This window comes from Flavobacterium sp. 22659 (genome assembly GCF_052044235.1).
In the GTDB taxonomy this organism is placed as follows: domain Bacteria; phylum Bacteroidota; class Bacteroidia; order Flavobacteriales; family Flavobacteriaceae; genus Flavobacterium; species Flavobacterium johnsoniae.
In genome coordinates, this window is record NZ_JBQEMU010000001.1 from 155,686 (window position 1) to 178,623 (window position 22,938).

Genomic DNA, 22,938 nt, shown 5'->3' on the forward strand with positions numbered 1-22,938 from the left:
AAATGAAATTTATTTAATCCAACGTGGATCACCAATTTTATTATCTTTCAAAGTTTGATTTCCTAATGTGAAATCTCCTCCTACAGCATTTGCAAACTGCGGATCTAATGTTGTTGCCGCAGCATCTGGTCTGTTATTATTTGTAGTCGCTTTTAAATTTGGTGAATTAAAATTATTATTGTTTCCAAATCCTGGAGCACTTGTTGCAGCATTGTTAGTATAAATTGCCTGACCAACAACAAGCAATGTGTTACGTACCGCTAAAATATTTGTCGCAAAACGTACATATAAAATTCTGCTTGAAGCTATTAATGTTGGAGTATATATCGTACATCCATCAATTACCACATTACTTACTAAACTTCCTCCTGAACCAGCAGCTGCATCTAAACGAATGAAATCACGTGATCCACAATTATTAAATGTACTTCTTGTTAAAGTAACATTTTCAACATATGTAGTTCTGAAATCGATAAAATCAGCTGATCCGGCAGTATTTACATTTTTAACAATACTATTATCTATAGTGAATGATTTCAATCTGGCTGCTGCATTTCCGTACATAAGCTGAGAAGGGTAATCATGAACATAAGAACTGCTTATCAAGATATCTCCTAAAGGTGACGCTTGTGCTGTTAAAATTGAAATGACACCGCCCGTTAAACCAGATCCACTTAAATCCAGATCAACCAGAGACAGACTTACAGCTTCACTTGCATTAGCCGGATTATTAGCCAGAGTAAATTTCACTGTCAGTTTTGGTTTATTTTCTGGTCTTACACCTCTAAAAATAAGTGTTTTGTTTACAATGATCTCACCCGTTGTTGAATAAACACCCGGCATAAGTAATAATCTTGATCCTGATGGTGCCTGAGCAACTTTAGCAATTAAATCGTCTTGTGGATTTATTACAATACCTTTTGTAAGATCAACACCACTTGTAAAAGTTAGTATTCCTCTGGTTTTAGTCCCATTCTTTAAAGTAGCAGTATAATTTGTTTCTGGAGTTAAACCGTTAACAATTGCTGCTCCGGCAGCTTTTTCTTCTGCTGTTATAGTGTGGGTTATATTACCTGGCTGAACTAAAATCTCTGTTACGTTACTGTTAGGTGTCCATCGTACAGTAAGATACCCAGCTTCGATTTCTTCCGGTTTAATTGGAAAGAAAATCTGTTCAGATAATGTTGTAGCTGTGGTTACTGACCATTTTGAATCGTCTAAACCAGCTGCACTTACAGCTTTAACTCTAATAGAATAAGTTGTTTCTCCTTCTAAAGCTACTTGTATTGGCAGTTCTGCCGGAGTTACATTTACTGTTTTAAAAATAGTTTTAAATTCAGGATCGTCCGGGCTGAATTCTACTACATAATGATCTGCGTTTTCATCTGTTTTAACCGTCCAGTTTAATTCAACCGTAGTTTGGTTTCTCACTGTGGCTTTAAGCCCAATTGGAGAAAACTCTCTTGTATTTCCTACGCTGTCTAATAACTCTTCATTATAACTTTCGCAGCTTGAAACTCCAACTGCAAGAAGTAATACGGCTATTAGTCCTCTAAATATATATTTTGCTTTCATCATAATAACTTATAATTTATTATCAATTAAGATTTTAATAACCGAAATCATTTTTTAACTGTCCATTACTTCCATCGATAAACACTTGCCATATTGGCCAGTACTGTCTGTTATCCGGATTAACTCCTGGTTTGTATAGTGAGTTTATCTTAGCATCTGCTGCTGTACCTGTCCATGTCCAGACAATAGAAGAATATCCTGTTCCCGGATTTGTTGTTTCTCCTCTGTTTAATCCGTAGATATCTAAACTTACATTATCTGTTTTATACTTATAATATAGAGTTGCCGGTACATCAGCATAAGCACCTGAACGCGCTGCCAAATCTGTCATTTTTTGTTTAGCTTCGTCTAATTTTACTTTAAGAAGATTCCAACGAATTAAATTTTGTTTACGCTCCATTTCTCCGGTAAACTCATATTTATTCTCTTCAACAATAGCATTAAACATCGCTTCTTTGCTGCTTAAACCGTCTACATATGCCTCCACTTTAACAGCTTGTGCCGCTGCTGGGAATGATCTTCTTCTAACTTCTTTTAAATAAGGCATTGCTGCTCCCGGACCTTCTAATTCGTTTGCTGTTTCAGCAGCTATAAGAAGCACCTCAGCATAACGCATATACATTTTATTAACCCCATCATCATTATCTGAAGTAACTCTTCTTGTCATCCACTCATAGCGGTATTTACCGAAATACCATGTATCTAAAGTCCCCAGCTCTTGTTTAGCAATTGGATATGGACTTGCTGCTACAGCAGTACCCCATTTGTAAGGGACACAGGTAACATCTCTACGCAAATCTGTCTGATCGTAATCGTAAAAAACAAATGGTAAAGGTCCCGCTGCACCGCCTCGATTCGCTCCATTAGCCTGAAATTGATCAATTGCTGAAGTGTGTCTCACCGCAAACGTGAATAACATACGCCCACGTCCATCTGCAAAAGGAAGTTCCCAAAGAGACTCACCGCCGGCAGTAGTAATTTCCTGATTGTATTTTCTCCATAATCCTTCAAAAGTAGATTCTAAATGAGCTGAACCGCTCTCAATTACTTCGCGAGATTCTTTTAATGCTAATGCATACATAGCTGGAACTGAAAGTTCAGGATCATTACTTCTTCTTACGCCGTCAGGGTATTGCTGGTAACCACTTGCTGCCAAAGCCAAACGTGCTCTAAATGCTTTTACAAAAGCTTTATTTACATGTTCTACAGTACTAGTATAAGAAGTTTCGTTAGGCCATGCAACTAGTGTTGATGCTTCACCTAAGTCAGCAATTAATTGTTTGTAAATAATATCTCTGTTCGATTTAGGCAAATATAAAGTTGCTGTAGTGATAGGTTCAAAACGAGCAGGAACATCACCCCATGCTTTAAGTAAATCAGCATAGTAAATAGCTCTTAGAGTTAATGCTTCTCCTAATAACTGTCCCATGTTTGTTCCCGGTGATGGTTTTCCATATTGACGTATACCTTGAATACAGATATTTGCACGCTCAATACCTAAATACATCATTGCATAAGCATTTGTAGTGGTATTCATTTCTGTATTACCCGGTCTGGCATCATAAACACACAAATCTGCCTTATCTCCAGCTGTCTGCGAAGTATTATACCATTCCACGTCTGTATTTAATCCATAATATGGTAAAAATCTTCCTCTGTAAGAGTTCGTTTCTGCAAATGGCACTTTTATTCCATCAACAGCTCCTTTTGCCAGTTCGGCATCAGAAAAAATCAAAGAAGGCTGTAATGTTGATGGTGCGTCTGTATCTAAATAGTCGTCTTCAAATTGCTGGCAAGAACTAAATAAACTTGAAATTATCAATCCTGCTATTATTAATTTATGTTTCATTTTGTGATAATTTAAAATTAGAAATTAAGATTCATCCCAAAAACCATTTGTCTGCTTCTTGGATAAGGACTTGAATCAACCCCTGGAGTAAGTGGGTTTTTTCTTTTTGTTGAAACTTCCGGATCAGAACCAGAATACTTAGTCCAAACAAAAACATTGCTAGCCGTCATGTAAAATCTTAATTTAGAAACTCCAAGCTTAGATGTAAACATTTCAGGTGCTGTGTACCCTAATGTTAACGTATTCAATCTTAAAAATGATGCATCTTCAACTGCCCAATCAGTAAATATAGCAGTTCTCATATATGGAGACCACATAGTTGTATTAGCATTAAGAGCCGCTAATGCATCAGGATCTGTTACTAACTGGCCTGAAACAGGATCCAAATTTGTCCATCTTTTTCCATCAGCCATTGTAGAATTTAAATTTTTATACTGTCCTGAAGCATTAGCTGTAGAGAATTCAATTTTATCAGCGTTGTATACTTCATTACCAATACTCCAGTTAAAAGCTGCCATTAAATCAAATCCATAGGCGTTTCCGTTAATAACGAAACCTCCGGTACTTTTAGGATTAATATTGCCAATAACTGTTTTATCTGTCAGATCCACTTTACCATCACCATTAACATCTTTCAATTTCATATCTCCAGGTTTAAGAGAACTTCCGTCTCCAACTAAAGTTGTAGCAGTAGCAACTACACCGCTTTTTAAAACATATTTTCCTCCAACATAATCAAAGTCAGAAACTTCATATCTTCCATCATTTTTATAACCATACATAGTTCCTAAAGAAGAACCTACTGATATTAGGTAATCATCTCCAATTTGTGAAGAAGCCCAGTTTGTAGCAGCTCCAAAGTTGTTCATAACACCTAGTGAGTTAATACGATTTTTATTTACTCCCATATTGAAAGAGAAATTCAATCCGTATTTAGCTTTTTCAATTGCCACAACATTTAAAGTAGCTTCAAAACCTGTGTTTTGAGTTTCTCCCATGTTACGGTATTGATAATCATATCCAGATCCTGGAACCGGGAAATTAATTAATAAGTCGCTTGTAACATTTTTATAGACATCAAAATTACCGCTCAAACGATTTTTAAAGAATCCAAAATCCAAACCAACGTTTTGTGTTACTGTAGTTTCCCATTTCAAATCTGGGTTAGGCATTGTTTTAGGAATAGCCCAAACACTAGTTACCCCATTAATCCATGCTGTTGGAATAGATTGAAAAATTTGAGTCTGCTGTCCTACAGGTATATTATTATTTCCTGCTTCACCATAACTTGCTCTTATTTTTAGAAGATCAATCCATGATTTACCTTTTAAGAAACTCTCTTCAGAGATTTTCCATCCTGCAGCAAATGCCGGGAAATATCCCCAACGGTTTTGTGGTAAAAATTTACTTGATCCGTCCGCACGGAATGTAGCTGATAAGATGTAACGATTTTTATAATCATAATTGGCACGTCCAAAAAATGACAATAATCTGTCGTCTGGGTTATAATAGTTATCAACTGCCTGCGGAGTTCCTTGTGATGTCAGCGATTTTGCCTGGCTGAAATCGAAGAAAGAAGGATATCCATGAATAGTAGAAGTCACTGTATTCACTTCATAATTAATACTTTCTTCACCAATCAATGCTGTTAAATGGTGGTTTTCTCCCATTATTTTTTTGAAATCGTAATTCAAAGTATTGGCATTTCTAAAACGTCTCTCTTTACCATCAGTAATAACCATTGCCGGTTTCCCTTGCAGTGTACTAGCCGGAGTATTAGCTACATAGTAAGTACTGCGTCCGTAAAAACGATAATCTAAACTGTTATAATTATCAAGACCTAAGTCTACTTTGAATTTTAAATTATCTACAATTTCCCATCCAAAACTTCCTAACATATTGAAGTTTTTACGGAACTGCTGACGGTTGTTATCGTAAATAGATCGTAAAGGATTTACCAATATATCTGTTCCGTCTCCAGAAACATCATCAGAAGTTAAACCAGATACCGGAATTGGCGCATAACCAACAATAGTACGCATACGTGAATCTGTAGCCGATTTTTCATTTTGTTCGTTTACTCCTCCACCATCAATCTCAGTATCAGAATAACGTACTGTAAAACCAACGTCAACTTTATTGCTTACTTTACTTTTTAAAGCCAAAGCAAGGTTATTTCTTTTATAATTTGAACCCAGCATGATTGCCTTTTCATCATAATGAGCATAATTAAAGTTATAATTAAGCTTATCTGTTCCGCCTCTAATTCCTAAATCACGGCTCTGCACCTCACCTCTGCGTCCAAAAATCTGTTTTTGCCAGTCATTTCCTTTTAAACCATTATACATATCATGATCCTGCCAATTTCCAAAATACTTAGTATAAGAAGTTGGATCTGAAGGTACTTTTGTTCCGGTTTGTGAAAGCATAGCATACTCGTACTGCCATTTAGTATAATCCTCAGGTGACAAAACATCTATTTCATTTGCCATGGTTTTCATACCATAAAACATATTGAAATTCACAGAAATTTTTCCGTCTTTTCCACTTTTTGTTGTAATCAAAATTACCCCATTTGCACCACGAGATCCGTATATTGCAGTAGAAGCGGCATCTTTTAAAACTGTCATTGTTTCAATATCAGATGAAGAAATATCATTCATACTATTGATAGGAAATCCATCAACAATAATTAAAGGTGAAGCATCCTGAGTTAATGATCCCCCTCCACGAACTCTAATTCGTATATCAGCATCTGGAGAACCCTCTGCTGATGTTACTTGTACACCGGCAATTCTACCTGTTAAAGCTTCAGCAACATTTGCTACCGGAACTTTTTTCAAATCATTACCTGAAATAGTAGACACAGCCCCTGTTAAATCACCTTTTTTTGCTGTACCATAACCAATTACAACTACTTCATTTAAGTTATTAGAATCTTCGATTAAAACTATATCTACTTTGGTTTTACCTTCTGCAGATACGTCTTTAGTTTTAAATCCTATAAAAGAAAAACTTAGAATCGCTTTCGGATTACTGAGTTTAATCTTATAGCGTCCGTCAAAATCTGTAGAAGTTCCGTTCTTTGTTCCTTTTTCCAAGACATTAACTCCTGGTAAAGAAAGCCCTGCTGCGTCTTTAACAGTTCCTTCCAATGTCACAGTCTGAGCCATAGCTCGACTGCTCATCAGTAAGCACAATAAAAAAACAACTGCAAAGCAACGATTTGCTCCTTTGTTTAATAAATCTTTAAAATTCATGGTTGATTGTTTAAGTTACTAATTGTTTAAAGTGGTTTTTTGTGGTTTAGTTTTTTGTGTATCAATTCTACTTTTTTAAAGAAAGTTTAAAACATCTCTATTTGAACAAAATCTGTGATTCAGCCTGATAAAATCACTAATAGACACCTATAATTTAACTTTTTTTTAAAGTTGTAATCGATTACACAAACATAGATATTTTTTTTATATAAAAAATTAAAATTCATAAAAAATTCATAAATAAAATTACAAATCAAAAATAAATATGCTTTTTTATACGACAAATGTAATTTTATCGATATATAAATATTAAATATATTATTATAAATAGATGTTTTGCTGCGATTTTTCAAAAAAAACAATCGATTACATGTTTAGATTTTAAGATTTTTTTAAGTGTATTTTTGACATTTAAAAACAGTTACGAAAACGATATTATTTTATATTCCCCTCGTTTTTTAACAAGTTTTTATTTTAAAAATCCGTTTTTGGCAAAGAAGTGTAGAATAATAAACCATCCTTTTATATTCATTTAGTCGTTAAACAACTCTAAAATAATTTTAGGCATAAAAAAACCCTTAGAATCATCTAAGGGTTGATTAACAAACTAAATTTAAATAAATCTTATGCGCTTTGAAGCTTTAAGCTGTTTTTGTGAGTTTTAATTAAGGTTAAGGTAATAAGCATTCCTATAACCGACATTCCAACACCTATAAGATTTGGTGAAGCGTAACTATATCCGGCACTCAAAGGTAATCCACCTAAGAAAGCCCCTAAAGCATTTCCTATATTAAAACTTCCCTGAAGTGAAGCCGAAGCAATCATCTCTGCTCCTTTTGCTGTTCGTATCATTAACATTTGAATTGGCGCAATAACAGAGAAAGAAATAGCTCCTGTTAAGAAAGTCAGAAACAAAGAAACATATTGATTTGAGGATAAGAAATACACTAATATTAAATCAACTGACATTATAAAAAGTAAAGCTAATGTTGTAGGCGCAGGCGAATATTTATCTGCCAGTTTACCGCCGGCGAAGTTTCCAACGACCATTCCGAGGCCTGCCAGAATTAAAATATACGATACATCACCTTCTGCAAATTTTGACACGTTAATTAATAACGGTGCAATATAACTGATCCATGCAAACAATCCGCCAAATCCAATTGCCGTGATTCCTATAATCTGCCACGCTTCTCTTCTTTTAAAAAACTCTAATTGTTTCTTCATATTTACTGACTCACCTTTATCTAAATGCGGCATCCACAATGAAATAAACAAAAAGGTAAGCAGGCCGACAACAGCTATTAAAACAAAGGTATAACGCCAGATAAAATTATGCCCAATATAAGTTCCAATAGGAACTCCAATTAAATTAGCCAATGTAAGACCCGAAAACATAATAGCAATTGCCTGAGCTTCTTTTCCTTTATCAGCTAAACGGCTTGCAACTACAGCTCCAACACCAAAAAAGGCACCATGCGGTAATCCGGACAAGAATCTGGAAGCAAATAAAATATTATATGTTGGTGCAATTATAGACAAAGCATTAAAAACTGCCAGCATTGCTGCCAAAATTAAAAGCATTTTTTTAGGCGGAAAATTTCTTCCAAGTATTACTAATAAAGGAGCTCCAATAACAACTCCCAGAGCATATGCAGAGATTAAATATCCAGCTACAGGAATGCTGACTTTCATATCTGAGGCAATATCAGGAAGAAGGCCCATCATTACAAATTCGGTAATACCGATTGTTAAACCTCCAAATGATAATGCAATAAGACTTTTTTTCATAAGATTAAGAGAGAAAGGGAATTAACTTTCTACGATGCAAATTTAAAACCCATACAGCAGAAATAAATTGTATATTTGCGATATAAATTTGTAAATATATGTTATGCCGAAATTAAATCAATTCAAAACACTTATGATTGATGAGTTTGAAGAAGAAAAATTTCATCTCCCGCCGCATTCTCATACTTATTATGAAATTATTTATATAAAGAAAGGAAGCGGTGTGCATCATATCAACAACAATCTGTTATCGTATAAAGCCGGTGATTTGTTTGTAATTTCACCAGATGATGAGCATTACTTTGATATTAAAAAAAGCACTCGTTTTATTTTCATCAAATTCACAGATAATTATTTCAACTCAAAACAAAACCTTACCTGCGACGAATTTCTGGTTCATACGCCGGAGAACTTTATGCGTGATAAAATCCTAAAAGAAACGGTTTTAAAATTTGGCGAACCATGCAAAACAATTCTTAGAAATACGGTTGAGAACATTACAAAATATGACCAATATATTGATGTAACGAATTCGCCAATTGTATTTTATCAGATTCTTTCGATTTTTGGTTTAATAAAAGAAACTATTCGATGCATGAACCTGCAGATGACTTCGACTCATATCGATAATGAACAAATTGCCAATTACATTCATCAGAATATTTATCAGCCAAAACTGGTACAAATAAAAGTAATTGCTGAACATTTTAATATTGCCCAGACGTATTTCAGTGCTTATTTCAAAAGAACTTTTTCAATAAGTTATCGCGATTATATCCATAATTTGAGGACAACATTAATAGAGAAAAGATTTCAAAATAATCAATTGCCTATTAAGCAGATTGCTTATGAATTTGGTTTTACAGACGAGAGCCATTTAACTAATTATTTTAAAAAGAAAAGAAATATGAAGCCGACTGATTTTAAAAGGCTTTAGTTATTGAAATCCTAAAAGAGCATTTCTCCTAAATATTTTTATCTAATTTTGTAAAACAAACAAATTTTTCTTTTGGCAAAAAAAGTCTACATAGCATTTCTGTTAGTAATGATTGGTTTCTTTTTGATTCCGGTTTCTGGTTATGCATGCAGCAATCCATCTCTAAAAAAATCTCATACAGAAGAAAATGCTGCAGAAAAAAAGAAAAACAACTGCTGCACAAAAAGCTGCTGTCAGGAAACGTCAAAATCGAAAAATAAAAAACACGACTGCGACGGAAAATGCAGTCATACCAATTGTACAACCTCATCTTTTCAATTGAGTATTCCGGTATCAAGCGATTTTAATTTTCAAAATAACTTTAATTTCTCTGTAAAAAAATCTATTACGTATTACAATGAAACCAATATTTCTGATGGTTTCACTACAATTTGGTTACCTCCAAAAATATAAAATAACATTCTTAACAGCCATAAATGGGTCTTGTTGGGAAACTTATTACACATTAAAATTCAATAAAAACAACCTAAAGAAAAAAGTTCTTTCTTTAAAAAAAACACATAAAAATGAAAAATTCAATAACAGCTGTTTTAGCAGCCATCGCAATACTATTTTCTGTAAACACTATTACAGCAAACGAAATAAAATCACAAATCAACACAGAAGATGTTATAGCTTCTGGTGAATTACAATCCGTTTTTGACAACTATTTTGCTGTAAAAGATGCCTTAATTAAAAGTGATGCCAAAACTACTTCGGCAAAAGCAGCAAGTTTACTAACTGCAATTAGTGCTGTAAAAATGGACAAATTAAAAAGTAACGAACATACTGTTTGGATGAAAGTAGTTAAAAAATTAACTGCCGATGCGAAAGCAATTTCGTCAAATACAGATCTTAAAAAGCAGCGTGAGTCTTTTAAATCATTATCTAAAAACACTTACGATTTAATAAAAGTTTCAAATCCGGATCAGCCAATTTACAAACAATACTGTCCAATGGCCGATGCTGACTGGTTAAGCAAAGAAAAAGCAGTTAAAAATCCGTATTATGGTTCTTCAATGCTAACCTGCGGAAACGTGGTAGAAACCATCAAATAAAAATATGACGCTTTACATCAAAAATATGGTGTGCGCCCGCTGTAAAATGGTCGTGAAGTCTGAGTTTGAAAAACTCGGACTTCCTACTATTTCTGTTGAACTTGGCGAAGTAGAATTAGAAAACGAAATAACCGAAGATCAAAAAGAAGCTTTACTTAAAAATCTTCAGGATTTAGGTTTCGATTTATTAGATGATAAAAAAAGTAAAACAATCGAGAAGATTAAAAACCTGATTGTTGATTTGGTTCATCATAAAAACAACGAACTAAAAATTAATTTATCTGATTATTTAGTCGAAAACCTCAATCAGGATTACAGCACATTAAGTAATTTATTTTCTGAGATTGAAAATACTACTATTGAAAAGTATTTTATAAGCCAGAAAATCGAGAAAGTAAAAGAACTTTTAATTTACAATGAGCTTTCATTAAGTGAAATTGCTGATCTTTTAAACTACAGCAACGTCGCACATTTAAGTAATCAGTTTAAGAAAATTACGGGCTTTACTCCTACTTCTTTCAAACAGCAGAAAGATAAAATGCGTATTCAGATCGAGAATTTGTAGTTTTTTGATTTTTAACCGCAAATAGCGCAAAGATTTACGCAAAGTTCGCAAAGATGTTTTGACAAAGCTTTGCGAACTTTGCTTTTTTATATAAAACCCAGCATAGCAAAAATCCTTGCGCCCTTTGCGGTTAAATAAAATTTTGTAAATCTTACAAATCATTCACAAAATTCTACAAACCAAACTCACATATACTTTAGAAATTTGCATTGTAAACAAAAAAGCAAAGCAATGGAACATCAATATATAATTTCAGGAATGTCGTGTAACGGATGCCGAACCAAAGTCGAAAAAACTTTAAATGAAATAGAAGGCATTCACGCAGAGGTAAACCTAAATCCGGGAGAAGCGACTATTACAATGGATAAACATGTCGCAACCGAAAAACTTCAGGAAGCTCTATCGGCTGCAGGAAACTATACTATTGAAATGAAAACAGCAGAAAATGCTGTAAAATCATGCTGTTCATCAAAAAAAGAACATTCTCACCACGATCACGCAAAAAAAGCTGCCATACCTCATAATGCAACAGGAGTTTTTTACTGCCCAATGCATTGTGAAGGCGATAAAACCTATAACAAGCCCGGAGATTGTCCGGTTTGCGGAATGGATTTAGTCCCTCAAATTGCAGCAGGAACACAATTTACCTGCCCAATGCATCCGGAAGTTATTTCTAATGAACCTGGCGACTGCCCAATCTGCGGAATGGATTTAGTACCAATACAGGCTTCTGAATCTGAAGACAACAAAACTTATACTGACTTATTAAAGAAAATGAAAATTGCGACATTGTTCACGCTTCCAATTTTCATTATTTCAATGTCAGAAATGATTCCGGATAATCCTCTTTTTAAAATCATGTCAATTGAAAAATGGAACTGGGTTCAGTTTATATTTTCAATTCCGGTTTTGTTTTATGCCGGATGGATATTTTTTGTACGCGCATGGAAATCTATTACAACATGGAATTTAAATATGTTTACCTTAATAGGAATTGGAACCAGCGTTGCATTTCTTTTTAGTATAGCCGGAATGTTTTTTCCTGATATTTTTCCGGCAGAATTCAAATCGCATCACGGAACGATTCATCTTTATTTTGAAGCTGCAACAGTAATTACAACTTTAGTCATATTAGGTCAGTTGCTAGAAGCGAGAGCACACGGGCAGACAAACGGCGCCATTAAAGAATTATTAAAACTGGCTCCAACTGAAGCCACTTTGGTAGAAAACGGAAATGACAAAGTAATTTCTATTCATAACATTAAAAAAGGAGATTTACTGCGAGTTAAACCCGGAGAAAAAATTCCGGTTGACGGAAAAATAACTTCTGGAGAAAGCAGTATCGATGAGGCCATGATTACCGGAGAACCTATTCCTATTGATAAAAAAACGGGCGATAATGTAATTGCAGGAACCATCAACGGAACAAAATCTTTTGTAATGACTGCCGAAAAAGTAGGTTCAGAAACGTTGCTTTCGCAGATTATCCAAATGGTAAACGATGCTAGCCGTTCCAGAGCACCAATTCAAAAACTGGCAGACCGGGTTGCTAAATATTTTGTGCCTACAGTTGTTGGTATCTCTATATTAACCTTTATTATATGGGCAAAATTTGGCCCGGAACCTTCTTATATATACGGATTAATAAATGCAATTGCCGTTTTAATTATTGCCTGCCCTTGTGCTTTAGGACTGGCAACACCAATGTCGGTTATGGTAGGCGTTGGAAAAGGCGCTCAGCACGGAATTCTGATAAAAAATGCCGAAGCACTCGAAAACATGAATAAAATCGATGTTTTAATCACTGATAAAACCGGAACAATTACAGAAGGGAAACCAACAGTTGAGAAAATTTATGCAATTGATAATAATGAAGATTTTCTGCTTCAAAATATTGCTTCTCTAAATCAGCATAGTGAACACCCTTTGGCGCAAGCCGTTGTAAATTTTGCTAAAGAAAAAAAACAATCTTTACTTGAAGTTCCCAATTTTGAAGCTGTTGCCGGAAAAGGAGTTTTAGGAACCGTGAATAATTCAAAAACAGCATTAGGAAATAAAAAACTGATGGATCAAATTGGCGCCTCTATTCCTGATGATTTAGAAACTAAGATTATTGCCGAGCAAAATTTGGGCAAAACCGTTTCTTATATTGCTGTAAACAATAAACCTGTCGGTTATGTATCTATAACAGATGCCGTTAAAGCAACCAGCGCAAAAGCTATTAAAGATTTAATGGATCAGGGAATCGAAGTTATAATGCTTACCGGAGACAATAAAAACACTGCAAAAGCAGTAGCAGATCATCTTCATTTAAGTTCATTTAAAGCGGATTGTCTTCCTGAAGACAAACTAAAAGAAATTGAACGTCTGCAGGCCGAAGGAAAAGTTGTGGCAATGGCAGGAGACGGAATCAATGATGCTCCGGCACTTGCAAAAGCCGATATTGGAATTGCAATGGGAACCGGAACTGATGTTGCTATTGAAAGTGCTAAAATCACGCTTGTAAAAGGTGATTTAAACGGAATTGTAAAAGCTCATAAATTAAGTTTCTCTGTTATGAAAAATATCAAACAGAATTTATTTTTTGCCTTTATATACAATGTTTTAGGAGTGCCAATTGCGGCTGGAATTTTATATCCTGTATTTGGGATTTTGCTTTCGCCAATGCTGGCTGCGCTGGCTATGAGTTTAAGTTCAGTTTCTGTAATTGCAAATGCTTTACGATTACGAAATTTAAATCTTTAAAAAATCAATATGAAACTACGTGCTATACTAATTGTTATTTTGATTGCTTTTAATGCAAAAGCACAAAAGGTAGTTCGTTATGATTTACATGTTCGGGATACGATTGTCAATTTTTCGGGAAAAGAAAAACGTGCTCTTACGGTAAACGGACAAATTCCGATGCCTACGCTGACTTTTACTGAAGGGGATATTGCCGAAATTTATGTACACAATGAACTAAAAAACGAAGATACTGCAATGCATTGGCATGGATTGTTTCTGCCTAATAAAGAAGACGGCGTTCCCTATCTTACGCAAATGCCTATTAAACCGGGAACAACACATAAATACACTTTCCCAATAATTCAAAACGGAACATATTGGTACCACAGCCATTCTGGTTTACAGGAACAAATTGGTTTGTACGGACTTTTTATTATCAACAAGAAAAAAGACGATCCAACTATTCGAAAAGGAATTGATGATCTGCCAACGATTCCGGTTATTCTAAGCGAATGGTCTGATTTAAAGCCAGAAAACATTCAGCGAATGCTGCACAATGCAAATGATTGGTTTGCAATAAAAAAGGGAACAACGCAAAGTTATTTTGAAGCTCTTAAACAAGGACAGTTCTCTACAAAAGTCACTAACGAATGGAAACGTATGAATGCCATGGATGTGAGTGATGTTTATTATGAGAAATTTTTAATTAACGGAAAAAATGAAGACCAGCTTTCGCAGTTTAAGGCAGGTGATAAAGTAAGACTGCGAATTGCAAACGGAGGAGCATCCAGTTATTTCTGGCTGACTTATGGCGGCGGAAAAATCACAGTTGTTGCCAGCGACGGAAATGATGTAGAACCTGTAGAAGTCGATCGTTTAATTATTGCAGTTTCTGAAACCTATGATGTTGTTGTAACAATTCCTGAGGACAAAAAATCCTTTGCATTTTTGGCCACAGCTGAAGACAGAACCGGATCTGCATCTTTATTTTTAGGAGGCGGAACAAAACAACCCGTTCATCATCTTCCAAAATTAAAATATTTTAGCGGTATGAAAATGATGAATGACATGATGAAAATGAACGGTGAAATGAATGACATGGGCATGAATATGTCGCTCAATAAAATGGATATGAATGCCGTAATGTATCCTGAAATGTCCGGAGAAAATGAAAATTCAAAACCGGCGATGGATCATTCAGGTCACAATATGGAAGAAATGAAAATGGAAAGTGACAGCACAGAAAATCCGGAAATTGTTACTTTAAATTACGGAATGCTTAAATCGCCTTATAAAACGAATCTCCCTAAAGATGCTCCTGTTAAAGAACTTCGCTTTGAATTATCAGGAAATATGAATCGTTATGTTTGGAGTTTAGATAATAAAGTGATTTCTGAAACTGATAAAATTTTAATCAAGAAAGGAGAAATTGTTCGTATAACTCTATATAACGGATCGATGATGCGCCACCCGATGCATTTGCATGGACATGATTTCAGAGTTTTAAACGAACACGGCGATTATTCTCCATTAAAAAATGTTCTGGATATTATGCCGATGGAAACTGATACTATCGAATTTGCAGCTAATGCCGATGGTGACTGGTTTTTTCATTGTCACATATTGTATCACATGATGGCAGGAATGGGACGTATTTTTAGTTATGAAAATTCAGCACCAAATCCGTTAATCCATCATCCTGAAATGGCTTACAAAATGCTAAAAATGGACGATCGTATGTTTCATTTCATGGCCGAAAATGATTTTGCTTCAAACGGAAACGACGGAGAAGCCATGTACAGCAACACGCGCTGGAGTATTGGCACTGAATGGAGATTGGGTTATAACGACAAACATGGTTATGAAACCGAAACGCATATTGGCCGTTATATTGGCAAAATGCAATGGTTTATGCCATTTATAGGTTTTGACTGGCGATACAGAAAAATGGGGATAGACGAACAGGAACAAAACCTTTTTGGTCAAAAAAACACAAAAGATAATCGTTCAGTTTTTAGCATCGGTGCTGAATACACACTGCCAATGCTCGTAAAAGCCCAGGTTGAAATGTATACAGATGGAAATGTGAGAATTCAGTTTGAACGAAAAGATATTCCGCTTTCGAGACGTTTACGAATGAATTTAATGTGGAATACGGATAAAGAATATATGGCCGGATTAAAATATATCGTTGCCCGTAACTTTGGAATCACAACACATTATGACAGTGATATGGGAATTGGATTTGGATTGAATTTGAATTATTAAAAAATTGTCCCATAGGGATTGCATAAACATTTAGATATTAACTTATCATTGACAATTTCCAAAACTAAATCGTATTATATTTGAATCAACATCTTCAATCAAAAAAGAAAAATATCTAACATTTAAATTATACAAAAAATGAAAAAATTATTTGCCGTTTTAGCGATTGCTTTATTTACAATTGGTGCACAAGCACAAGACACAAAACCAGCTCCTAAAAAGGAAAAAGCTAAAAAAGAATCATGCTGCAAAAAAACAGATGATAAAAAAGACAAAAAATGCTGTGCTAAAAAATAATCCCAGCATATATAAAATGCAAAAAGGCTTCAAATATTTGAAGCCTTTTTTTATGGTTTGCTTTTTCTTACTACATATTGTATAAATAAAAAGAAGCAAATTTAAATCCTTTATAATCTGTGTAATCTGTGGCAAAAAACTTTAAGACTTATTTCAGCCTGACACTCCATTCAAAATCCATTTCAGAAACCTGAACACCTTCTTCATTAGTTCCAATAGATTTCATCCAAAAAGTCTGGCCTTCTCCAGTTTCAATTGTTTTTTTGATTGCATCGGCAATTAAATGTCCGTCGTTGCAGACAAAAGTAATTCTGCCCGTTGCTTTTTTTGTAAAGTTCCCTTTATTATTAGCAACCAGCATAGAAATCTTTTTACCGCTTTGCTGAATCTGCGAAATCACCAAAGCCCCAGTTGTTAATTCTGCCGCCATTGCCTGAACAGCAAAATACATCGAATTAAACGGGTTTTGATTTATCCATCTGTGCTTTACACTTACTATGCATCTGTCTTTGTCGATTGCTTTTACACGCACACCGCAAAAGTATGCCGATGGTAATTTGAATAATACAAATTTGTTGAGTTTCGATACTGAAATTGCCATTTGATATATTTTTTATGTAAAAATACAAAAAAACTATGCACGCACAATACTTCATATTTACTTTCTAATGAACCCAACAAAATCAATACTTAGCGATGATTTTCAGTTAATTAATCAAAATCTAGCAGATTTAGATTTGTTAATATTTTGTTAATATTTACTACTATGCAAAACAAGATACTGTTTTTTAGACATATATTTGCATAAGAAATTACTATATACTTTTAATCATGCAATCATCAACACCACTCATCATGGAAAAATCAACAGAAAAGAATACTTCGGCATTCACACATTTAAGTACATTAAGCCAATACATTATTCCGTTTGGAAATTATATTTTCCCAATTATAATCTGGTCAAGCTACAAAGACAAATCAGAATTTGTAGACCACCACGGAAAACAGGCGTTGAACTTTCAACTAAGTTTATTGCTTTACACGTTAATTTTAGCTTTAATTGCTATTCCAATTTTCGTTACAGTTTTTTTACAAAACCTGCCACTGGAAGCTGTTTTTAACGATGACGATTTCTACATTAGAAATTTCAATTTTGAAGGAAACATTGGTCTTTTAAGCATTGGAGCAACGGCGGTAATACTTTTTGGACTTTTAAAATTTGTTGAATTCTTTTTAGTGATTTATGCTTCGATAAAAGCTTCAAACGGAGAATTATACAAATATCCGCTGACGATACCTTTTATAAAGTAACATTTTGGATTCGCAAAGTGCGAGATCTAAAAAATTAAAAGTTATAGTCGAAACCAGCATACAATCAATCAATATATAGTTTCGAAATCAATCATCAATCAAAAAACGAATTGTTCAATCAAAAAACGAATTGTTCAATCAAAAAAAAACAAAATGAAATTATGAACATTGAAAACACAAAAGCACAGATGCGCAAAGGTGTTCTTGAGTTTTGCATCTTATCAGTTCTAAAAGAAAAAGACGCATATACATCTGAAATATTAGACACTTTAAAAAACGCAAAATTACTAGTTGTAGAGGGAACTGTTTATCCGTTGTTAACTAGGCTTAAAAATGACGGTTTACTAAATTATCGATGGGAAGAATCGACATCCGGACCACCAAGAAAATATTATGGATTAACCGAAATAGGACAAACATTTTTAAACGAACTAAGCGGTACCTGGACAGAATTGTCTGACGCTGTAAATTTAATCACCAATCAAAATCAATAAGTCATGAACAAAACAGTAAATATTAACTTAGGCGGTATGTTTTTTCACATCGATGAAGATGCATATTTAAAATTATCACGCTATTTTGACGCTATAAAACGATCACTTAACAACTCATCTGGACAAGATGAAATCATTAAAGACATCGAAATGCGTGTTTCTGAATTATTAACAGAAAAACAAAAAAGCGAAAAACATGTTGTTGGACTGAAAGACGTAGATGAAGTGATTGCGGTTATGGGACAGCCGGAAGATTACAGAATCGAAGACGAGGAAAGTACAAGTCAATCTAACAGTAGTTATAACACAAGACGTCATAAAAAATTATACCGAGATAAAGAAAACGGTATGGTTGGAGGTGTTGCAACTGGATTAGCACATTATTTTGGAATTGATGCTGTATGGGTTAAAATCGTATTCTTAATCTTTGTTTTTGCTGGTTTTGGAACTGGTATCTTAGCTTACTTCGTGCTTTGGGTGGTAACACCTGAAGCCGTTACAACCTCTGAAAAATTAGAGATGACAGGAGAACCGGTTACAATTTCTAATATCGAAAAAAAAGTTCGCGAAGAAATTGATTCATTATCTGAAAAATTCAAAAATGCAGATTATGATAAAATGGGAAACCAGGTAAAGTCAGGAGCTGAGAGAATAAGTAGTTCATTTGGAGACTTTATTATGACTGTTTTTAAAATTTTTGCTAAATTTTTAGGTGTCATTTTAATCATCGCAGGAATTTCAACTTTAATAATGCTGCTAGTTGGAGTTTTTACTTTAGGAACTAACCTTTTTGTTGAATTTCCATGGCAGAATTTTATTGAAGCAGGAAACTTTACAGAATATCCGTTGTGGTCATTTGGTTTATTGATGTTTTTTGCTGTAGGGATTCCATTTTTCTTCTTAACTCTTTTAGGATTTAAATTGTTATCTCCAAACTTAAAATCAATTGGAAACATTACAAAATATACTCTTTTAGCTATTTGGATCATTGCAATTGCAGTTTTGGTAAGCATTGGAATTAAACAGGCAACTGAAATTTCACACGATAATAAAATCATCGAGAAAAAAGCCTTCAACATCAACCCAACAGATACATTATATGTAAAATTCAGATACAGTGACTACTATGCAAAAAGCTTAAATCATTATAGAGAATTTGAATTTGTTCAGGATTCTGCCAATAACGAATTAATTTATTCAAACGATGTACGCTTACATGTTTTACGTACAGATGAAAAAGCTCCGTTTGTTCAAATAGAAAAAAGTGCAAGAGGAAACTCTTTTACAAACGCTAAAAAAAGAGCAGAAAAAATTAATTACAAGTTTCAAATTAACGGAAATCATTTAATTTTGGATAATTATTTTCTGACAGATATAAAAAACAAATTCAGAGGACAAGAAGTTGACATATACCTTTATTTACCAGAAGGTCAATTGCTTAAACCAGACAGCTCTGTTAGAGATTACTTTAATTACGATGATGATTTCTTTAACCTGAATCATGATGGAAATTATGATTATAAAGTTGAAGGTTCAAAAGTTAAATGCCTGAATTGTCCGGCAGATGATCATGATAATGACAGTGACAATGACAACGATTCTGACGAAGTAAATACAATCGACAATGATACTGTAAAAGAAGTTTCGATTAAAATAAACGGAAAAGAAGTTCTAAACGGTAAAAAAACTAACGGAAGATTAACAACTGATAAAAACGGAGTTATTATAAAAATTAACTAACAACCAAAGCCATGATAAAAATAATCATTCATATCACAAAGTTTTTAATTGCAACTATAACCGCATTATTGTTTACTTCATGTAATTTCAACATGAACGCTATCGAAGGAAGCGGCAATGTAACCACTGAAAAAAGAATAGTTCAGGGAGATTTTAAAAATATTTCTGTAAGCAATGCCATAGATGTAGTTGTACAGCAGTCTGACTCGGTAGAAGTAACAGTTGAAGCCGATGATAATCTGCAAAAAGAAATTATTACTAAAGTAGAAAACGGAACATTAGTTATAGAATGCAAATACTCATCATTTCGTAATATAACTCAGAAAAAAGTAACCGTAAAAATGCCTCATATTGGCAAAATCGAAGCCTCTAGTGCTTCAAGTGTTACTAGTAAAAACACACTTCAGGGAGAAAACATTGAATTGGAAACTTCGAGTGCAGCATCGATGAATGTAGAAGTTGAATCTGATAATGTTTCTTTCCATGCAAGCAGCGGAAGTTCAATTGATATTAAAGGAAAAGCATTAAAAATTAAAACTTCAGCCGCAAGCGGGTCTTCTGTTGAAGCCGGTCAGTTATTAGCAAATGATGTTGATGCCGAAGTTTCGAGTGGAGCAGTTATTAAAGTCCACCCTATTTTAAGCCTTAAAGCACAAGCAAGCAGCGGAGGAAACATTAACTACAACAATGTTCCAAAAACAATCGACAAAACCGCAAGTTCAGGAGGAAGCATAAGTCAGAGCTAATATGCCGTAACTGTTAAATATAAAAAAAATCATTCATCTAAAGTGGATGATTTTTTTATATTTGCTAAAATCAAAATTAGAATTAATGAAAAAACATACTGCACTATTCCTGTTACTTTTAGTTACAACATTAACCTTTGCTCAAAAAAGAGAAAAAGTAAAAGGATCAAAAATTGTAACAACTTCTATTAAAGAAACGGGAAGCTTTGATGCAATTGAAGTCGATGATAATTTAGAAGTTTATCTTGAAAAAGGAGAAAAAAACGAAATTAAAATTGAGGCTGATGACAATCTGCATGAAATCATCGCAATGGACTTAAGAGATAAAACACTTCGTTTATATACATCAAAAGAAAGTACAATCTTTAAAAAACTTGCTGTAAAAGTCACCTATACCAGTTCTTTAAACAAAGTAATCAGTAAAAACGATTCTAAAATTTATGCAATTCAGGAACTGCAATTAGACAATATTACTTTTAACAGCTTTGATTATTCTAAATTATACTTAAATGTAAATTCAAAAAAATTCACTCTTTTTGCTGATGACAAATCAAAAACTGAATTAAACTTAAAAACGGAAGATGGAAGTTTGCAATTGAGCAAAAACTCTTCTATTAAAACATTGGTTTCTGCTATTAAATTTAAATGCGATTTATACCAAAAAGCAGTTGCAGCTATAGAAGGAATTGCAGAAAAAGCAACAATTCGTTTAGACAACAATTCAGTTTTTACTGGAACAAAGTTTACTTTAAAAGATGCAAATGTTACGGCTGAAAATTATGCAGTAGGAACTATTCTTGCAGAAACAACACTTTCATTAGCTGTAGGAGATAAGGCTGAAATCTCTCTTTTTGGAAGCCCGGCTATCACGCTTAACCGTTTTTCTGAAGAAGCTAAATTGTTTAAGAAGATTAAATAAAGTATTCAGTCACAGTTTTCAGTTTACCTGAATTAGAACACATACTATTTTAAAAATAAAAGTCCCAATCAGTTTAAGATTGGGACTTTTATTTTTTATTCAATTCCCACAAAACCTGGAAACTGTGACTGAATACTGTGACTCATTTTTATTCTTGAGAAGCCAAATATCTTTCAGCATCAAGTGCAGCCATACATCCTGTACCTGCAGCAGTAATTGCCTGACGGTACACGTGGTCTGCAGCATCTCCGGCTACGAAAACACCTTCAACGTTAGTTTTAGATGTTCCTGGAGTATTTATGATATAGCCTGTTTCATCAAGAGTAATGTAATCTTTAAAAATATCTGTGTTTGGTTTGTGTCCAATTGCTACGAAAAATCCGGTTGCAGGAATTTCGATTGTTTCACCAGTTGTTTTATTTAAAGCTTTAATAGCGTGAACCACATTATTGTCTCCTAAAACTTCAAGAGTATCATGATTCATTAAGATTTCGATATTTTCAGTTTTACGAACTCTTTCTTCCATAATTTTAGACGCTCTGAATTTTTCACTTCTTACTAACATCGTTACTTTTTTACAAAGTTTAGATAAGTAATGCGCTTCTTCACAAGCAGAATCTCCAGCTCCTACAATTACGACTTCCTGATTACGGTAGAAGAAACCATCGCAGACAGCACAGGCAGAAACTCCGCCTCCCATATTCAAATAATGCTGTTCAGAAGGTAATCCTAAATATTTAGCCGAAGCACCTGTCGAAATAATTACTGTTTCGCAGTGCAATTCGATTGAATCGTTAATCCAAACTTTATGAATTCCACCAGAGAAATCAACTTTTGTAGCCCAGCCGTCACGAATATCAGCACCAAAGCGTTTTGCTTGTTCTTGTAACTGTATCATCATTTCTGGTCCTGTAACACCATCAACATAACCAGGAAAATTTTCTACTTCATTAGTTGTCGTTAACTGACCTCCAGGCTGCATTCCTTGGTATAAAACCGGATTCATGTTTGCTCTGGCAGCATAAATAGCTGCAGTATAACCTGCAGGGCCAGAACCTATAATAAGGCATTTAATTTTTTCGATTGTATCTGACATAATGTGTATTGTTTTTAAGAGATGCAAATGTAAACTTTATTATAAAAAATAACGCCGAAAATAAATCTGAAATAGCTATCTTAAAATAAGTTTTATTTATTTTCATTTTTTCCTTTTGTAAACGAAATTTATTTATATCTTTGCATCCGCTTTCGGGCAGTACAACAATACATCATCGGGGTGTAGCGTAGCCCGGTTATCGCGCCTGCTTTGGGAGCAGGAGGCCGCAGGTTCGAATCCTGCCACCCCGACAAAAGTCTTTTCAA

General features: G+C 34.1%; 18 protein-coding genes and 1 tRNA gene. 13 read left to right on the plus strand and 6 right to left on the minus strand.

The genetic code is table 11. The features are described from left to right. Positions 1 to 9 precede the first annotated feature (9 nt). The 4 genes from ACTJIW_RS00810 to ACTJIW_RS00825 form a co-directional block, all read right to left on the minus strand. Complete coding sequence (locus tag ACTJIW_RS00810; RefSeq protein ID WP_440715369.1) at positions 10 to 1,578, minus strand: DUF4957 domain-containing protein; 1,569 nt, start codon at positions 1,576 to 1,578, stop codon at positions 10 to 12. Between the two features lie 31 nt (positions 1,579 to 1,609). Next, the gene (locus ACTJIW_RS00815; RefSeq protein WP_440715368.1) at positions 1,610 to 3,424 is read right to left on the minus strand and encodes a RagB/SusD family nutrient uptake outer membrane protein; all 1,815 of its coding nucleotides are present in this window, start codon (positions 3,422 to 3,424) and stop codon (positions 1,610 to 1,612) included. A gap of 17 nt (positions 3,425 to 3,441) precedes the next feature. Further along, complete coding sequence (locus ACTJIW_RS00820) at positions 3,442 to 6,684, minus strand: SusC/RagA family TonB-linked outer membrane protein (protein WP_274251296.1); 3,243 nt, start codon at positions 6,682 to 6,684, stop codon at positions 3,442 to 3,444. Between the two features lie 624 nt (positions 6,685 to 7,308). Next, complete coding sequence (locus tag ACTJIW_RS00825; protein WP_440715367.1) at positions 7,309 to 8,475, minus strand: MFS transporter; 1,167 nt, start codon at positions 8,473 to 8,475, stop codon at positions 7,309 to 7,311. Between the two features lie 103 nt (positions 8,476 to 8,578). On the opposite strand from ACTJIW_RS00825, the gene ACTJIW_RS00830 reads away from it, so the two are divergent. From ACTJIW_RS00830 to ACTJIW_RS00860, 7 genes are all read left to right on the plus strand, one after another. Then, positions 8,579 to 9,412 carry an AraC family transcriptional regulator gene (locus tag ACTJIW_RS00830; RefSeq protein WP_012022296.1) on the plus strand — a complete coding sequence of 278 codons (834 nt, stop codon included), beginning with the start codon at positions 8,579 to 8,581 and terminating at the stop codon, positions 9,410 to 9,412. A 72-nt stretch (positions 9,413 to 9,484) separates the two neighbouring features. Further along, positions 9,485 to 9,865: a hypothetical protein gene (locus tag ACTJIW_RS00835; protein WP_440715366.1), complete on the plus strand. Its 381-nt coding sequence runs from the start codon at positions 9,485 to 9,487 to the stop codon at positions 9,863 to 9,865. A gap of 113 nt (positions 9,866 to 9,978) precedes the next feature. Further along, entirely contained in the window at positions 9,979 to 10,509 is a 531-nt protein-coding gene (locus ACTJIW_RS00840; protein ID WP_121360222.1) for a DUF3347 domain-containing protein, read from the plus strand. Between the two features lie 4 nt (positions 10,510 to 10,513). Further along, the gene (locus ACTJIW_RS00845; RefSeq protein WP_121360221.1) at positions 10,514 to 11,074 is read left to right on the plus strand and encodes a helix-turn-helix domain-containing protein; all 561 of its coding nucleotides are present in this window, start codon (positions 10,514 to 10,516) and stop codon (positions 11,072 to 11,074) included. A gap of 231 nt (positions 11,075 to 11,305) precedes the next feature. Further along, the gene (locus ACTJIW_RS00850; RefSeq protein ID WP_440715365.1) at positions 11,306 to 13,819 is read left to right on the plus strand and encodes a heavy metal translocating P-type ATPase; all 2,514 of its coding nucleotides are present in this window, start codon (positions 11,306 to 11,308) and stop codon (positions 13,817 to 13,819) included. 9 nt (positions 13,820 to 13,828) lie between these two features. Further along, positions 13,829 to 16,069 (plus strand): multicopper oxidase family protein, encoded by a 2,241-nt coding sequence (locus ACTJIW_RS00855; RefSeq protein ID WP_440715364.1) that lies wholly within the window; start codon positions 13,829 to 13,831, stop codon positions 16,067 to 16,069. Between the two features lie 138 nt (positions 16,070 to 16,207). Further along, positions 16,208 to 16,366 carry a hypothetical protein gene (locus ACTJIW_RS00860; RefSeq protein WP_175556815.1) on the plus strand — a complete coding sequence of 53 codons (159 nt, stop codon included), beginning with the start codon at positions 16,208 to 16,210 and terminating at the stop codon, positions 16,364 to 16,366. A 148-nt stretch (positions 16,367 to 16,514) separates the two neighbouring features. Here ACTJIW_RS00860 and ACTJIW_RS00865 read toward each other — a convergent pair whose 3' ends face one another. Continuing rightward, positions 16,515 to 16,967, minus strand: a complete 453-nt coding sequence (locus ACTJIW_RS00865; RefSeq protein ID WP_012022302.1) for a DUF4442 domain-containing protein — start codon at positions 16,965 to 16,967, stop codon at positions 16,515 to 16,517. Positions 16,968 to 17,221: 254 nt separating this feature from the next. Here ACTJIW_RS00865 and ACTJIW_RS00870 point away from each other — a divergent pair, with 254 nt between their 5' ends. From ACTJIW_RS00870 to ACTJIW_RS00890, 5 genes are all read left to right on the plus strand, one after another. Then, positions 17,222 to 17,677, plus strand: coding sequence for a DUF4870 domain-containing protein (locus ACTJIW_RS00870; RefSeq protein WP_183044555.1), 456 nt, complete (start codon positions 17,222 to 17,224; stop codon positions 17,675 to 17,677). 161 nt (positions 17,678 to 17,838) lie between these two features. Further along, positions 17,839 to 18,171: a PadR family transcriptional regulator gene (locus tag ACTJIW_RS00875; protein ID WP_008464689.1), complete on the plus strand. Its 333-nt coding sequence runs from the start codon at positions 17,839 to 17,841 to the stop codon at positions 18,169 to 18,171. 3 nt (positions 18,172 to 18,174) lie between these two features. Continuing rightward, positions 18,175 to 19,911 (plus strand): PspC domain-containing protein, encoded by a 1,737-nt coding sequence (locus ACTJIW_RS00880; RefSeq protein ID WP_274251303.1) that lies wholly within the window; start codon positions 18,175 to 18,177, stop codon positions 19,909 to 19,911. An 11-nt stretch (positions 19,912 to 19,922) separates the two neighbouring features. Then, positions 19,923 to 20,657: a head GIN domain-containing protein gene (locus tag ACTJIW_RS00885; RefSeq protein WP_433813555.1), complete on the plus strand. Its 735-nt coding sequence runs from the start codon at positions 19,923 to 19,925 to the stop codon at positions 20,655 to 20,657. Positions 20,658 to 20,742: 85 nt separating this feature from the next. Further along, a complete protein-coding gene (locus ACTJIW_RS00890; protein WP_433813557.1) occupies positions 20,743 to 21,576 on the plus strand; it encodes a GIN domain-containing protein in 834 nt (277 codons plus the stop codon). 148 nt (positions 21,577 to 21,724) lie between these two features. Here the strand turns inward: ACTJIW_RS00890 and trxB are convergent, their stop codons facing one another. Continuing rightward, a complete protein-coding gene (gene trxB / locus ACTJIW_RS00895) occupies positions 21,725 to 22,672 on the minus strand; it encodes a thioredoxin-disulfide reductase (protein ID WP_012022307.1) in 948 nt (315 codons plus the stop codon). Between the two features lie 176 nt (positions 22,673 to 22,848). Here trxB and ACTJIW_RS00900 point away from each other — a divergent pair. Next, positions 22,849 to 22,923 (plus strand) — tRNA-Pro (locus ACTJIW_RS00900). The last annotated feature ends 15 nt before the right edge of the window (positions 22,924 to 22,938 follow it).